Origin of the sequence: Pyxidicoccus sp. MSG2 (assembly GCF_026626705.1) — a bacterium.
Lineage (GTDB): Bacteria > Myxococcota > Myxococcia > Myxococcales > Myxococcaceae > Myxococcus.
The window spans coordinates 441,653-456,876 of the sequence record NZ_JAPNKC010000001.1 but is presented as its reverse complement, the minus strand read 5'-3'; the positions used below and the strand labels follow the sequence as shown (position 1 = coordinate 456,876).

At 70.4% G+C, this 15,224-nt stretch carries 7 protein-coding genes; 3 read left to right on the top strand and 4 right to left on the bottom strand.

The genetic code is table 11. The features are described 5' to 3' along the window. Window positions 1-28: 28 nt before the first annotated feature. A complete protein-coding gene (locus tag OV427_RS01975; RefSeq protein WP_267854411.1) occupies window positions 29-1,861 on the bottom strand; it encodes a tetratricopeptide repeat protein in 1,833 nt (610 codons plus the stop codon). Window positions 1,862-2,214: 353 nt separating this feature from the next. Here OV427_RS01975 and OV427_RS01970 point away from each other — a divergent pair, with 353 nt between their 5' ends. After that, the gene (locus tag OV427_RS01970) at window positions 2,215-3,321 is read left to right on the top strand and encodes a hypothetical protein (RefSeq protein ID WP_267854410.1); all 1,107 of its coding nucleotides are present in this window, start codon (window positions 2,215-2,217) and stop codon (window positions 3,319-3,321) included. Between the two features lie 602 nt (window positions 3,322-3,923). Continuing rightward, window positions 3,924-5,075, top strand: a complete 1,152-nt coding sequence (locus OV427_RS01965; RefSeq protein WP_267854409.1) for an amidase — start codon at window positions 3,924-3,926, stop codon at window positions 5,073-5,075. Between the two features lies 1 nt (window position 5,076). On the opposite strand, the gene OV427_RS01960 is transcribed toward OV427_RS01965, so the two are convergent. Continuing rightward, a complete protein-coding gene (locus OV427_RS01960) occupies window positions 5,077-5,976 on the bottom strand; it encodes a LysR family transcriptional regulator (protein WP_267854408.1) in 900 nt (299 codons plus the stop codon). Window positions 5,977-6,101: 125 nt separating this feature from the next. Here OV427_RS01960 and OV427_RS01955 point away from each other — a divergent pair, with 125 nt between their 5' ends. Continuing rightward, the gene (locus OV427_RS01955; protein WP_267854407.1) at window positions 6,102-6,650 is read left to right on the top strand and encodes a carboxymuconolactone decarboxylase family protein; all 549 of its coding nucleotides are present in this window, start codon (window positions 6,102-6,104) and stop codon (window positions 6,648-6,650) included. Window positions 6,651-6,698: 48 nt separating this feature from the next. Here OV427_RS01955 and OV427_RS01950 read toward each other — a convergent pair whose 3' ends face one another. After that, window positions 6,699-13,526, bottom strand: a complete 6,828-nt coding sequence (locus OV427_RS01950) for a type I polyketide synthase (protein WP_267854406.1) — start codon at window positions 13,524-13,526, stop codon at window positions 6,699-6,701. A gap of 100 nt (window positions 13,527-13,626) precedes the next feature. Further along, complete coding sequence (locus OV427_RS01945) at window positions 13,627-15,213, bottom strand: phytoene desaturase family protein (RefSeq protein ID WP_267854405.1); 1,587 nt, start codon at window positions 15,211-15,213, stop codon at window positions 13,627-13,629. Window positions 15,214-15,224 lie beyond the last annotated feature (11 nt).

Sequence of the window (15,224 nt, the reverse complement as noted above, 5' to 3'; positions counted from 1 at the left end):
CACGTAGGGAGGGCCTGGGCGCACGGCTTCACCCCACAGGCAGCTCGCGCGCGAACTGCACGCGGTAGCGCCCCTTCAGTTCCATGAGCGCATCGCGCATCCCCGCGGCGCGGTACTGCTCCGCGAGCAGGCGCCATGCATCCGCGTGGAGCGGCTCCAGCGCGATGACGCGCTCCAGGTGCGTGCGCGCCTCCTGGCGCGAGCCCGCGTTCACCGCCAGCCACCCGAGGATGAAGTGCGCGTTGACGGCCTCGTCATGCGCCGCCACGGCCTTGCGGCACTCCGCCCGCGCAGGCCCCACGCGGCCGGCGCGCAGGTGCACCTCGCACCGGAGGACCTGCACCACCACGGCGCGGGGGAACTCGCGCGTCAGCCATTGGAGCTTCGCCTCGGCCTTCGTCGCCGTCCCCTTGTCGAGCTGTGCCTCCACCTCCTTCGCGGCGCGGATGAGGTCTCCCTCGCGCTCCACGGGCACGCCGCTCGTCTCCGGGTCCGGCGGCAGCGCCATCCAGCGCCGCATCTGCGTGGCCCAGGTGAGCACCTTGCCCACCTCCTTCACGCCAGAAGCCTTCGCCGCGACCTGCTCGGCCCAGGTAACGCTCCCGGTCTCCTTGAAGAGGACCGCCAGCTCCGCCCACTGGTCGGGGTTCGTCTCCTGGCGGGCCTCGGCGCGCTGCCGGACCTGGACCAGGTATGACTGGGCCTCGGCCCGCTTCCCCTCGCGGAGTCGGAGCGAGGCCAGGGAAATCAGCGGGCCGGGATGGCGGGGGAAGCGCGCGGCGGCGGCCTCGCAGCGCTCGCGTGTGGCGGGCAGGCCGGGCGCGGCCCGGGTGGCCACGTAGCACGCCAGCGCCTGCACGTCCTCGTGGTCCGGATGGCGGCGGGCAACGGGCTCCAGTTGCTGCGCGGCGACCTCGAAGCGGCCCTGCTTGTCGAGCGCGAGGACCTCGTCGATGCGCTGGCGGTCCACGGGCGGAAGCGGCACGGGCCCGCGCTCCAGCGCCGTGCGTCCGGACGCGATGCCGTCGAGCCACGCGACGGCCTGGTCCTTCTCGGGCCCGTCCCAGTCGGACCACTGGATGGAGGCGAGCTTCTCCTTCAGCTCGCGCGCCCAGGCCCGTCGGGCCTCGGCATCACGCCGTGCCTGGGGCAGGTGGCGCAGGCTGACCGCGAGCAGCTCCATCGTCTGTGGGGCGAAGGCAGCCTGGTTCTTCCCGTACTCCGGATACATCATCCAGTGGGAGTTCTGGACGTGGATCGCGCCAAGGGTGTGCGCCCACTCGTGGAGCAGCACGGACGTCTCCTTGTGCAGCTTGAGCTCGTGGGCGAGCGAATCGCGCTCGTCCGCCGGCAGATGGGTGAGCGCGCGCATGATGTAGCCGACCTCTTCCGCGTTCCCCATCTCTCGCAGCACACAGTGGCGGCCGAACATCCGCGCCATTCCCAGGTGGTGCTGCGACGCGGTGAAGCCCTTGAGGTGGGACACGAGCCCGATGACGAGGTCCACGTCCTCGCCGGGGTCCAGTGCCTCCAACTCGGACAGCGTCGCGTCGAGCTCGCTGTCCGAGCTGCGCCGCTCCCAGGGGTGCGTCGAGTCGAGCTCGAACGTCACTCCGAGCGGCCCGCGTACCACCGCGCTCGCGCGCTGGAGCTGGCTCACGATGCTGCTCCTCCAGAGCAGCACCTGGTCCCGGTAGTCGGAGTCGACGTACACCCGGACGCGCAGCGTGCGCACAGGGCCGGAGGAGGGCGCGGAGGAAACCTCCAGCTTCTTCGGGGCGAGCTGCTTCGCGTACTCGCGCTCGTAGTCCACCGGCCGCTTCACACAGGCCAGGCCCACGAGCAAGAGCAGGATGGACATCACGACGCCACGGCAACCTGTCCGTGAGACAGAGCAGCGCTCCATGTGGTTCCCCCCGAAGGCATGGACGATGGACGCCGGGCGGGCCGAGGCCCCGCGCTGTGGCGTCCATTCATCAGAACGTACTGTCCTTGTTTTCTTCCAAGGACGGCCCACCTGCGACGGAGGTGGGATGCGAAATCTGACAGCCGCCCACCACCGCAACCCTTATCTCCTCCAACGGCGGCACGGTGACCGAGGACCACTTCGCCGAGGACCGACCCGGGGACCTTGACACGGGGCGGGGGCCGCTGTTGTACCGCCGTTGCAACAACCCATGCCCCTTTCGAGGGCCGTTTCCCGGGAGCTGAACCATGCGGTGGACTCGACGTGTCTGTGCCCAGGCGCTGTTGGCGCTGAGCCTGTGGGGCTGTGGTGATTCGGAGCAGCCCCCGGGTCCCCCGCCCGAGCCGGACCCGCTGGAGCTGACTTCGTATCCCCTCGAGCTCAACCCCGACCTGCTCAAGGCAGACGAGGAGGGGGTCTATATCCTGGGGACCACCCACCCCTCGAACCCCGAGCCCGGGCCTCAGCCCATCCAGCAAGCCCTGTACCGCACGAGCACGCGGGAGCCCCAGGAGAGCCTCACCCGCCTCGCGGAGACCAACGCCTCGGACTTCGTGGTGGGGCCCAGCCACCTCTACTTCATCGAGCTCGGTCAACTGGTGGAGACCCCTCAGGGTCCCCAGCGGCAGGGGGCGCTCTCGCGGGTGCCCAAGGCAGGCGGCGCGAAGGAGCGAATCACCGAGTCCCTGGAACTGTTCGCGCCCATCTCCAGCGCCATGGTCCTCGTGGGCCCGCACGTGTACTGGCTGAACCGCGCCCCGAACCAGTCCTCCCAGGCCCTCTACCGGACGACGGCGGACAGCACCGGGCCCATCGAGCGACTCGCCACGGCGCCCGGCACGAGCACCCTCAACCTGATGGCGAACGCCACCCACCTCTACTGGCTGGCGGTGCGCTTCGAGCCGCAGACAACGCCCAGGACCTGGAATGGGCTGTTCCGCGTGCCCCTCTCGTCGCCGACCGCCTCCCCCGAGATGGTGCTCACGTGGCCCCATGACGTGCGCCTGAACGTCTCGGACGGCTCGCGCAACCCCGTGGCCCTCACCCCGGCGGGAATCTTCGCGGGCCTCGGGGACCCCGGGAACGCGACGCTGGCCCTGCTGCCGCTCGAGCCTGGAGCCGGGGCGACGAGCCCCACCATCCTGGAGCCGCTCCCCGACGACATCACCGACATGCAGGCGCATAGGGGCACGCTCTATTTCAGCACCCGGCTGGGCCGAGGCTTCCGGAGCAGGGCGCTCAACGGGACCGAGTCCACCCAGCAGCTGACGAGCCACCACCCCAGCTCCATGGCGGTGAACGACGCTGGCATCTTCTTCACGGACGGCCGCAGCATCTGGAGGAAGAAGCTCTGAGTGGGCGCTACGGGTAGCGCACCAACGGCGCACTGGTCGACTATACTTTGGGTGTGAGCTATGTATTCGCGCGCGTCAAGCGAATACCTGGGAGTAGGACCATGAGGCAGACAGTCAAGGCTTTGTGTATTGGCATGTGGTTTCTAGCGGCAGGCGCGGCGTGCATGGGCCCTGAAGGAACGGGGAACCCAGAATTGACTACAGTCGCAATATCCTTGCCCGGAGGAGAGGTGGCAACGCTTGGCGTAATCCCTGGCAAGACTCAGGGATCTATCTCCTCGGTGGAGGATGGCCAGGCCTGCGAAGTCGCAGTTTCCATGGATGGCCAGAGCGCCACCACGGTTGCGGTGTCTGCTATCAAGGACGGTGAGGGCTCCTCCCTGAGAGGCGGCTCCGATGATTCAATGTGCTCAAAGCTTGATGCGACGGTGCTGCCAGCACGGGCCGATGCGATGGGCAATGGCAGTAATGCGCTGGATAGCTGCTGTATGCTTTGTGGTAGAACCCGGATTTGTGGTTCCAATCCCTGCTGTGGCGTACTTTGCTGCATACCGCAGTGACCCAGCCGTACTCGCTCTCGGACGCTGGGGTACACTCCGGGCATGACGATGGATGCTCACGGGGCCTGGGCGTACCGTCCGGCCGCCCCCCTTCGAGGGGCGGCGGACGGGCCGCTCGCGGGACTGACGTTCAGCGCGAAGGACCTGTACGGCGTGCCGGGCTGGCCGCTCCGGGGCAGCTCCCGGGCCGTGCTTCCCGAAGTGGGTGACAGTCCACTCGTGGCCCGCCTCCTGGGGCTCGGGGCGACGCTTGTCGGCAAGACGCACCTGCACGAGGTGGCGCTCGGCATCACCGGCGCCAACGCCTTCGGCGGGACTCGCAACCCACGGGACTCCACGCGGGTGGCGGGTGGCTCCAGTGGCGGTGCGGCCGTGAGTGTCGCGACGGGCGAGGTGGATTTCGCGCTCGGCACGGACACGGGTGGCAGCATCCGCGTGCCGGCCGCATGGTGCGGCGTGGTGGGCTTCAAGCCCACGAAAGGCAGCGCCGCCTGGCCCACCGAGGGCGTGCTGCCGCTGAGTGCCACCTGCGACCACACGGGGCCGCTCGCGCGGGACGTGCGTGGGGTGGCCCGCGTCCACACGGCCCTGTCGGGCGAGGCCGTGGCTCCACGGGATTGGGCCGGCGTGCGAGTGGGCGTGTGGGACATCCGTGCCTGGGTCACTCCGGAGGTCTGGGCCGTGGTGGAGGCGGACGCGGCCAGGTTGGCGGCACTGGGGGCGCGAGTCACGCGGGTGTCCTTCCCCGACGTCATGGATGCGTACACCCCCATCGTGCTGAGCGAGGCGGCGGCCATCCACGCGCGGGCCCTGGCGAGCGAAGCGCCGGGCTTCCTCGCCGCCACGGAAGCGAACCTGCGCGTGGGGGCGGCGCTGAGCCAGGCGGACGTGGCGGCCGCGCACGCCAGGCGGGAAGCGTACCGCTCGCGACTGGAAGCGCTGTTCGGTGAGGTGGACGTCCTGCTCGGCCCCGCGGTGCCGGACGTGGCGCCACGGATGGACCAGGAAGACGTCAGTGTCGCCGAAGGCGTGCTGCCGGTACGGCGCGCGGTGCTGCGCATCACCGCGCCGTGGAGCCTGCTGGGCGCGCCGACGCTGTGCCTCCCGCGTCCGCTCGGTGCGCTGTCGGTGGGCGTTCAGCTCGTCGCGCCGTGGGGGCAGGACGTGGCCCTGCTCGGATGGGGTCTCGGATGAGTCAGAGAGCGACGAAGTGCCAGTTGCACGTCGCCACGGCCAGGTCGACGAAGGCCCGGACCTTGGCGGAGAGCAACCGGGTGGTCGGATAGACGAGGTGGATGGGCAGGGGCGGCGGCTCGAACTTCGAGAGGACCACCTTGAGCCGTCCCGCTCGTACGGACTCGGCGACCTGATACGCGAGCAGCATCGCCAGTCCGTGACCGCGCTCCACGTGACCGAGCGCCGCCTCGGCGCTGTTCGTCACGAAGGTGGGAGTGAATGAGACGTGGCTCGAGCGACCGTCACGAGAAAAGCGCCACTCGGGTGTGGGATTGAGCGCGGTGAACTGGATGACGTCGTGTGATGCGACGTCACCGGGCACCTGGGGCTTCTTGTGCTGAGCAAGGTATTCCGGCGAAGCAACGACGACGCGTCGGGTCTCCCCGACCCTGCGGGCAAAGAGACTCGAGTCGGCGAGCACGCCAATCCGAACCGCCGCGTCCACGCCCTCTTCGACCAGGTTCACCGTGCGGTCCGACAGGAGCAACTCACCCGTGACGGCCGGATGGCGTGACAAGAACGTGCTCATGAGTGGAGCGACGTGGAGCCGGCCGAAGAGGTCCGGTGCCGTGAGCACGAAGCGGCCCTGCGGGACGGTTCGTTCTTCCTGAGCCGCGTCCTCCGCCTCTTCGACCTCCGCCAGGATGCGGCGGGCGCGTTCCAGATAGCGGGCGCCCGCATCGGTCAACGTCACCGAACGCGTCGTGCGCTGGAGCAGGCGGATGGACAGTCGCTCCTCCAGCGCGGCGACGAGCCGGGTGACGGCCGAGGGTGACAGCCCCAGGCTGCGCGCGGCGTGCGCAAAGCCACGATGTTCGGCGACCGCCACGAAGGCGGACATGGCATCAAGACGGTCCATGTCATTATTGCAAAAGATGAAATAGTGAAGTGTCAAGGAGCAGGATTGTTGCAGCGCTCGAACAGGGACACGTTGTTGGGGCGGCGGACGAAAGGCTCCGCCACCTACCCGAAAGGAAGCTCCCCATGTCGCGCATCCCTACTCCGGCCTCCATCGAAGCGTCCCCCGCCGCGGCTCGGCCCCTGCTCGAGGCGGTCAAGAAGCAGCTTGGCGTCGCGCCCAACCTGTTCCGCGTCGTCGCGAACAGCCCCGCCGCCCTCGAGGGCTACCTTGGACTCAATGGGGCGCTCGGAAAGGGCCAGCTCGATGCCCGCACCCGCGAGCGCATCGCGATGGCGGTCGCGGAGATCAACGGCTGCGACTACTGCCTCTCCGCGCACACCTACCTGGGCAAGAACCTGGCGAAGCTGGATGACGCGGAGCTGGCGGCGAATCGTGAGGGCGGCTCGATGGACGCGATGGCCGCCGCCGCCGTGCGCTTCGCCTCCAAGGTCACCCGCGAGCGCGGCCACGTCACCGACGCGGACGTGCAGGCGGTCAAGGCCGCGGGCTACAGCGATGGGCAGGTGATCGAAATCGTCCTGCACGTGGCGCTCAACACGCTCACCAACTACGTGAACGAGGTGGCGAAGACAGAGATTGACTTCCCCGTCGTACAGCACCGGGCGAAGTAGGTCCCCGGCTGCTTCGCCCCTCGCACAAGCGCCGCTCGCCAAGGGGTGTCATGCCGCTCGCTGGTCGGGGAGCGGCTCCGAGGGGCGCGAGCGCTGGACGTGCGCCAACACCACGGTGGTGAGCTCCCGGAGTGACGGGCCGCTCACCACCTCCATCGAGGACAGCTTCACTCCCAGCTCGCCCTCGATGGCCGTGACGATCTCCAGGGCCATGATGGAGTCCATGCCCAGCTCACGCAGGGGTTGGGCCGTGTTGAGGCCCCCCTCCTGCGTGCGCATGACCCGGGCCACCACCCGGGTCAGCGTCCGGGTGATGAGCGCGCGGCGGGCTTCGTCATCGAGTCCCCCGAAGGCCCGCTCGACGAAGTCCTCCCCCCGCGCCGCGCGCTTCGGCTGCCCCGGAGCGTCCAGCAGCGCGACGAGCCGGCGAGCGCCGGTCCAGGGCGCGAGGGCCGCTCCAAGCTGGCTCCAGTCCACGTCGGCGACGGCCACCTGCTCGGGCGCGGAGTCCAGGACGCGCCCCAGTGCCTGGAGCGCCGCGCGGGTGGACAACCCTCGCAGGCCCAGGTGTTCGAGGTGCTGCGCCACGCTCGCGTTTCGCGCGACGAGCCCGGCCTCTCCCAGCGCCCCCCACTGGATGGCCGTGGCCGGCAGCCCCAGTCGACGACGGTACACCGCGAGCTGGTCCAGGAACGTGTTGGCCGCGACGTAGCTGCCCTGGCCCGCGTTCCCGATGAGGGAGGAGATGGAGGAGAAGAGGACGAAGCTGTCGAGCGACATCTCCCGGGTCAGCACGTGGAGGTTCCAGGCCCCTTGCGCCTTGGCCGCGAGCACCCGGTCGAGTGAGGTCCGGTCCAGCCTGGCGAGAGGCTTGTCATCCAGTGCGACGGCGCAATGGAAGACCCCCTTCAGAGGCGGCAGCGTGCGGTGGACCTGGGTGAAGACGCGCTCCAACTCATCATGTCGTGCGACGTCCGCCGCGAGAGCCAGGACCTGGACCCCGCGCGTCTTCCAGGCCGCGAGCGCCTCGCGTGCCTCCTCGGATTGGGCCCCACGGCGGCTCACCAGCGCCAGATGCCGGGCGCCTTGCTCCACGAGCCACCGGGCCACTTCCAACCCGAAGCCACCGAGGCCGCCCGTCACCAGATAGGTGGCGTCGGGGGACAGGCGCTCGCGCCGGGCGGTGCGGCGGACGCGCAGTGCCGGGTCCTTCAGCGTGACGCACACCTTCCCGATGTGCTTGCCACGCGCCAGGGTGCGGAAGGCTTCCTCCACCTGACTCGCGGGCCAGGCGCGGGAGGGCAGGGGACGGAAGCTGCCTTCCTCGAAGCGCTGGAGCACCTCCTGGTACAGCTCCCGCACCTCCTCCGGGCGGCTCTCCAGGAGCCGGTCGAAGTCCACGGCCGCGTACATCAGGTTCTCGTTGAAGGGCCGCAGGCGAAGCAGCTCATCCTGCTCGAAGCTCATCTTGCCCAGCTCGATGAACCGGCCGAAGGGCGCGAGGCAGGAGAAGCTCCGCGTCATGATTTCGCCCGGCATGAAGCTGAGCACCACGTCCACGCCGCGTCCCCCCGTCCAGGCCTGGACGTCCTCGGCGAAGCTCACGTCGCGAGAGTGGCTCACGTGCGTGAGGCCCTGGTCGCGCAGGTACTGACGCTTCTCTTCGCTGCCGGCGGTGGCGATGACCTCCGCGCCGCACCAGCGAGCCACCTCGATGGCCGCGAGTCCCACGCCGCCCGTGGCCCCATGGATGAGCACGCGCTCGCCCCGGCGCAGGCGCGCCACCCGTACCAGTGCGTGGTACACGGTCAGGAAGACGATGAGGTTGGCCCCCTGCTCGAAGGAGAGGTGCGCGGGCAGCTTCACCACATGGCCCGCGGGCAGGACGACGTGCGACGCGAGGAAGCCCGGCGCGACACCGTAGACCCTGTCTCCCACCGTGAACCCGGTCACCCCCGGGCCCACGGCGCTGATGCGGCCCGCGCCCTCCATGCCGATGGCGTCACCGATATAGGTGTTCTGCTTCACCCGGTCGGAGAGCAACCCCAGCGCCTTCATGACGTCCTTGAAGCCCAGGGCGGTGGACTCCACTTCAATCTCCACCTCGCCGGGCCCTGGCGAGCGTCGTGCACGCGCCACGAAGCCCAGCGTGTCGAGCCTCCCGGCCTCTCCCTGCACCAGTTCATGGCCCATGCCCTCGGGAACGGACTCCAGCGGTGGTGCCTCGGCGACAGCCTGGGGCGGGGCCAGTGTGCCTCGCGTGAGCCGCGCGGCGTGGAGCAGTCCCCCGCGGTCGGCGACCTCCTGCTCCGCTCCCAAAACACGCAGTCGTGTCAGCAAGGTCTCCATGTTCGTGGGCACCGTGTCGAGGTCCACGAGCGTGAGGCGCAGGTCGGGTCGCTCGGTCATCGCCGTACGGGCCAGCCCCAACAGCGGCGCGAGCATGAGCGCGGGTGTCTCCGACGGTGAAGCCACGGCTTCGGCGCGCGTGGTGACGAGGAAGTAGCGGCCGACGCGACCGGGGCGCAGGGCCTGGACGAGCCGCAGCAGGGCCTCCGCCGCCTCCGCGCCGTGCTCCACCGGCGTCTGGCTTTCCCGCGCGTGCTCCGCCTGGCGCAGGTCCACGAGCCTTACCGGGGCTTCCATGGGCAGCCCGTCGAGCAGGGACATCAACGCCACGGTGCTGGTGACGTGGTGCCAGGCGCGCGGACGGGGCTCGGGCGTGGGGCCTCCGAGGACGACCCACGTGGCCTCCTCGGCGTCGGGCTCGGAGGGCTCGAAGCGCTCCCACTGCCGCAGATACACCGCGCGCTCCAGGAGGGCGGCGTCGTCCGTCTGGGCGCGCGGGAGGAGCCGGGCCGTGAAGCCCGTGATTTCGGCCACGACGCCGCCATCCTCACGCACGAGGGTGAGGTCGCCGCGCACCATGCCGGGGCGTGAGGAGCACAGCCGCCCGTGCGCGAGGAGCGTCCGGCCTGGGAGCCCCAGCACCTGGATGCGGTCGATTCCCACGGGGACGATGTCGTGTCGCGCGTCGTCGGGCGCAGAGGCGAGGAGGCTGTGGAACGCGGCATCGAGCAGCACGGGATGCAGGTGGTAGCCCTGCTCCTCCACCGCCGTGGGCAGGGCCAGCCGGGCCAGTACCTCACCGGGGGCGCGATGCAGCGCCGTCACTGCGCGGAAGGCCGGGCCGTAGCGCAGTCCCCGCTGCTCCAGTGAGGCATAGAGGGCCGCCACCTCGACCTCGTCCGACAGCCGTGCCTGGAGCATGGCGAGGTCCACCGTGCGCTCGACCCGACCGGCGGAGAAGAGCTTGCCCCGGGCCCGGACCACGGGGGTCCGCTCCTCGTCCTGTTGCTGGACCTGGAAGGCTGCTGTTTCCGCGTTGAACCCGACGCGCACGCGGACGTTCGTGTCCTCTCGGAGGACGATTGCGGACATCAGCTCCAGCTCTTCGATGCAGCACCGCGCGTCTCCCGTGAGCGCATGCCGGGCGGCCAGGGCCAGCTCGACATGTCCCGCGCCGGGGAAGAGGAGGCTTCCCGCCACGTGATGGTCCGAGAGGAACGGCAGGGCCGCGAGGCTCAGCTCCGCCGTCCACGTCGGGGACGGACCCGGCTCCGCGTCCACCAGCAACGGGTGTCCCGCGAAGGCGCGGCGTCGTCGCAGGGAGCGGTGGCTCTCCTCCCAATACGACTTGCGCTGCCAGGGCGTGCGCGGAGCACCCTGGTAGGTCCCCGTGCCGAAGTAGCCCTGCCAGGAAGGTGTCAGGCCCAGGGCATGGAGCTTCCCGAGCGCAGTGGTCATCGTCTCCTGCTCCGAGGTCTCCCGCACGAGCGAGGCGAGGACCTCGCCACGAGTCCCGGCCGCGCCCACCACGTCGCGGATGGACGACGCCAGCACCGGATGCGGGCCGACCTCGACGAACGTTCCATGCCCATCCGCCACGGCCTGACGGAGCGCATCGGCGAATCGCACCGAGCCCCGGACGTTGTTCCACCAGTACGCCGCGTCATGCCGCTCGGAGTCGGACATGAGGCGTCCCGACACGGTGGAGTAGATGGGGATTCGTGGCGCCCGTGGACGCAGCGGCGCCAGGGACGTGAGCAACTCCCCCCGGAGCGGGTCCATCAACGGGCTGTGGTACGGCACCTCCACCTGGAGGAAGCGGTGGAAGCGACCGGCGGACGCGAGCTCCGTGGCCACGCGCTCCAACGGCGCGCGCTCCCCCGCGAGCGTGACGGAGCGCTCGCTGTTGACGGCCGCCACGGCGATGCCCGGGCCATGTCGCGCCACCCATTCGAGCGCCTCGTCCGGTCCCAGGCCCACGGCCAGCATGCCGCCCTGGCCCGCGATGCGCTGCTGGAGGCGGCTGCGGTGGAAGGCCGTGAGCAGCGTGTCGCGCAGGTCGAGCGCTCCCGAAGCCCAGGCCGCGCCGACCTCGCCGATGCTGTGCCCCACCACGGCGTCGGGCACGATGCCCCATGACGCCCACAGCCGCGTGAGCGCCACCTGCAACACGGCGTTGGCGGGCTGGGCGATTTCCGTCCGGGTGATGCGCGACGACGTCGCGTCCCGCTTCAGCTCCTCGGCAATGGACCCTCCGGTGAGCTCGCGGAAGAGGGCGTCACACTCCTCGACGGCGTCGCGGAAGACGGGCTCCGTGGCCAGCAACTGCCGGCCCATGGCCCACCACTGCGGCCCCATTCCCGTGTAGACGAAGAGGAGCTTGCGAGCCTCGGGAGGCTCCGCCACGAAGTCCAGGCCGGCCACGTCCCGCTGACCGGTCGCGAAGGCCCGCAGCGACGTCGCCAGCGCCTCCCGGCTCGTGCCGCGCACCGACAGCCGGTGGCGTGGATGGGAGCGGTGGACGGCCGCGTCGCGGCAGAGCGCATCGGGGCTGCTCCGGCCCGCGTCCAGCCAGTCCGCGTAGCGTCCCGCGAGTGCCGCCAGCGCCTCGGGGGACTTCGCGCCCAGGGGGAGCAGATGGGGCCGCCCTTCGATGCGCGGATGCGTCTCGATGGACGGAGGGCGCGGTGGCTCCGCGAGGACCACGTGGGCATTGGTGCCGCCGTAGCCGAAGGAGTTCACACCCGCGAGGAGCGGGCCCGCGCCTCGGGGCAGCGGCTCCGGCCGGGTGGGAATGTGCAGGCCCAGGGCGTCGAGCGGAATCTGTGGATTGACCTTCTCCAGGTGGAGGTGGGGCGGGACGGTGCCGTGCTTGAGGACGAGCGCCGCCTTGATGACACCTGTCACCCCCGCCGCTGCTTCGAGGTGGCCCAGGTTCGTCTTGACGGAGCCCATCCGGCACCGCTCCCGCTCGCCCCGGCCGACGCCCGTCACCGTTCCGATGGCGCGGGCCTCGATGGGGTCTCCCACGGGGGTGCCCGTGCCGTGGGCCTCGACGTACGCCACGCGCAGCGGGTCCACACCCGCCTTCGCATAGGCCTCCCGCATCACCGCCACCTGCGCCTCCGCATTGGGCACGGTGATGCCCGGCGTGCGTCCGTCCTGATTGACGGCCGTGCCGAGGATGAGGGAGTGGATGCGATTGCCGTCTCGAAGCGCGGCGGACAGCGGCTTGATGACGAGCATGGCCGCGCCCTCCGCGCGCACGTACCCGTCCGCCTGGTCGCTGAAGGCATGGCAGCGCCCGCGAGGCGACAGGAAGCGTCCCTTGGACATGGTGACCTGCGTCTCCGGCAGCAGGAGGACATTCACCCCGCCGACGAGCGCGGCCTCGCTCTCCTTCGACCACAGGCTCTGACAGGCCATATGCAGCGCCACGAGCGAGGACGAGCAGGCCGTGTCCATGGAGACGCTGGGGCCGCGCAGGTCATAGAAGTACGACAGCCGGTTGGAGAGCATCGTCAGCGTGCTCGCCGTCGCGGAGTGGGTATCGAGCTGCTCGCGGTTGTCCGGACTGGCGTGCAGGATGAGGTTGTCCATCATGAAGCCGCCGACGAAGACGCCTGTGCGGCTGCCCGCCAGCGAGCTCGGGGGCACCCCCGCGTCTTCCATCGCTTCCCAGGACACCTCCAGCATCAACCGCTGCTGCGGGTCCAGGGCGGCGGCCTCGCGTGGGGTGATGCCGAAGAAGCCGGGCTCGAACTCACGCAGGTCCTGCTGGAGCAGGCCCGCGCGCTGCACATGGGTGCGTCCCGGAGCACGTCCTGACGCATCGTGGAACTTCTTCGGGTCCCAGCGCTCCTCGGGAATGTCGACGATGCACTCGCGCCCCTCCATCAACACCTTCCAGAAGTCCTCCGTGTCTTCGATGCCGCCGGGAAGACGGCAGCCGATGCCGACGATGGCCAGCGGCTCCCGGGGGCCGTCCTCGCCCTGTCTGGCCGTTGGGGCGCGGTCGAGGCCGAAGTGACGGCGGAGGGCCTCGGAGGGCTCGGGTGAGCGGACCTCGCGGCCCAGCGCCTGCTGGAGGATGCGGTGCGGGGCCACGGTGCCGTGGGTGTCGCGGAAGACGGCGCGCACGAGGCCGGTCGCGACCGGGCGGTCGGGCTCCGAGGGGCGGCGGAACTGCTGCTCGAAGTAGAGCCAGTGCTCGTCCCAGGCGGCGAGCCGGGTGCCCAGCTCGTACTGTTCGAACAGCCGGAGCGAGCCCCGGAACTGGAGCGCCGTCTCACCGACGGGAACGACCCACCGGTTGCGCAGCATGGCGGGCAGGAGCCCCGCGCGCACGAGGAGGTCCACGCGGCCCAGGTCCATCATCGCCAGGTAGCGGCTGTTGTTCATGTGGCCGAAGAGGTCCAGGTCCGTGGGGAGGACGCGCCAGCGCGTGACGCCTTCCTCCAGCGGGGTGATGCGTCCACGCGCCTGTCCGCGCAGGAGGGTCTGGAGCAATCGCAGGGAGGGCTTCATGGTGAATCCTTTCGAGCAGACAGCGGCGTCCGGGCATGAGCCGGGACATCCGGGGCCCGCGAGACGGGCGCCGCTGAGGAGGCAGTCGCGGTGAGAGGGACTAGCGGAGGATGTCGCCGAGGACGTTTCGCTTCAGGAGGATGGTCGCGGCGAGCACGCCGGACATGAGGGACGCGCCGACGCCCACGGAGACGGTGTCCTGTCCCACGAGGAGCAGGTTGCGAACGGGGAGCCTGGGGCGAAGCCAGCGTTGGCGGAAGCGCTCCGGGCTGTGCTCCAGGCCATACGCGGCGCCGTGGGGGCGGTTGGCGAAGTGGACCGTGCTGAGCGGCGTGGACAGCTCCTGGTACTCCACGCGCCCTCGGAGCTGGGGGAACTGTTGGAGGACGACGGCGAGCAGTCGCTCCGTGAGCTGCGCCTTGAAGGCGTCATACCCGGCCCCTCGTCGACGCCACAGGGTGTCCTCCCAGCGGGCGAACCAGTCATAGGGGGCGGAACACAAGGCGGTGAGGGTGGAGCGGCCCGGGTGCCGCTGCGCCCAGGTGGGGTCTCTCGCGGAGCTGGACCCCAGGAAGGTGAACGGGAAGGGGGCCGAGGGGCCGCCGCGAGACGCGCGCACGTTCGCGTCATGGTCATAGCCTGCGTGGACCCACACATTGGTCGCGGGAAGGCGCACTTCGTCCGGTGCGCCGCGGATGCCCAGGTAGAGTCCGAGGTGTCCTGTCGACGGGGGAAGCCGGCGCAGCGCCTCGAGGGCCTCGGCGGGGCGCCAGGGCTCCGGCAGCAGCGAGCCCAGCGTCAGGGCCGCACCCGCGCCGCTGATGACGTGTCGGGCCAGCAGCTCCTCGCCGTTGCTCAGCCGCACGCCCAGGGCCCGGCCATCCCGCACGAGAATCTCCCGCACCTCCGCCCGGGTGCGAATCGCGCCACCCGCGCGGGTGATGACCGGAGCGATGCTTCTCAGGATGGCGCCGGGACCGCCCACCGGGTAGCAGCCGCCTTCCAGGTAGTACTCGGCCATGAGCGCGTGCATGGCGAAGCTGCTGTCCGCGGGGGGAAGGGCGTAGTTGCCCCACTGTCCCGTGAGCACGCCCAGCAGCCGCGCGTCCGACGTGAGCGAGCGCAGCACGTCCCGCGTCGAGCGGTTCGCGTGGCGGCGAAAGGGCCCGCCGAGCAGGGGCTGGGTGAGCGGTGTCAGCCACGTGGGCAGCACGTGCTGGAGGAAGTATCGCTGCGACGCGCGCTCCACGTCCCGCAGCAGCGAGACGTACGTCGCGATGGCCTTGCGCTCCGCCGGGAAGGCGCGGACCAGCTCCTCCTGGAAGGCTTCCGCTCCCGCGACGCAGTCGTAGCTCCGGTCGTCGAAGACGAGCCGGTCATGCACGCGGTCCATGCGCGCCCAGGCGAGCGCGCCGTCGGTGACGTAGTCGAAGACGCGGCGCAGCGGCGCGGCCGGGTCGTGCAGCTTGCCCAGGTAGTGCAGCCCGACATCCCACTCGTAGCCCTTGCGGTGGAAGGTATGGGTCATCCCTCCAGCGATGGAGTGACGCTCCAGCACGAGCACCTTCCTGCCGTGCCGCGCCAGCAGCGCCGCGGTGCCGAGGGAGCTGATGCCCGAGCCGATGCAGATGGCGTCGAACGACCCACCCCGGGCGGTCTCGTCCGAGCGTGAAGTGGACGGAGTCATGATGGCGCCCC

Excerpts from the sequence above, each read along its gene's own strand:
- OV427_RS01975 (WP_267854411.1), bottom strand. The coding sequence starts at position 1,861 with ATGTCCATCCTGCTCTTGCTCGTGGGCCTGGCCTGTGTGAAGCGGCCG.
- OV427_RS01970 (WP_267854410.1), top strand. The coding sequence starts at position 2,215 with ATGCGGTGGACTCGACGTGTCTGTGCCCAGGCGCTGTTGGCGCTGAGC.
- OV427_RS01965 (WP_267854409.1), top strand. The coding sequence starts at position 3,924 with ATGACGATGGATGCTCACGGGGCCTGGGCGTACCGTCCGGCCGCCCCC.
- OV427_RS01960 (WP_267854408.1), bottom strand. The coding sequence starts at position 5,976 with ATGGACCGTCTTGATGCCATGTCCGCCTTCGTGGCGGTCGCCGAACAT.
- OV427_RS01955 (WP_267854407.1), top strand. The coding sequence starts at position 6,102 with ATGTCGCGCATCCCTACTCCGGCCTCCATCGAAGCGTCCCCCGCCGCG.
- OV427_RS01950 (WP_267854406.1), bottom strand. The coding sequence starts at position 13,526 with ATGAAGCCCTCCCTGCGATTGCTCCAGACCCTCCTGCGCGGACAGGCG.
- OV427_RS01945 (WP_267854405.1), bottom strand. The coding sequence starts at position 15,213 with ATGACTCCGTCCACTTCACGCTCGGACGAGACCGCCCGGGGTGGGTCG.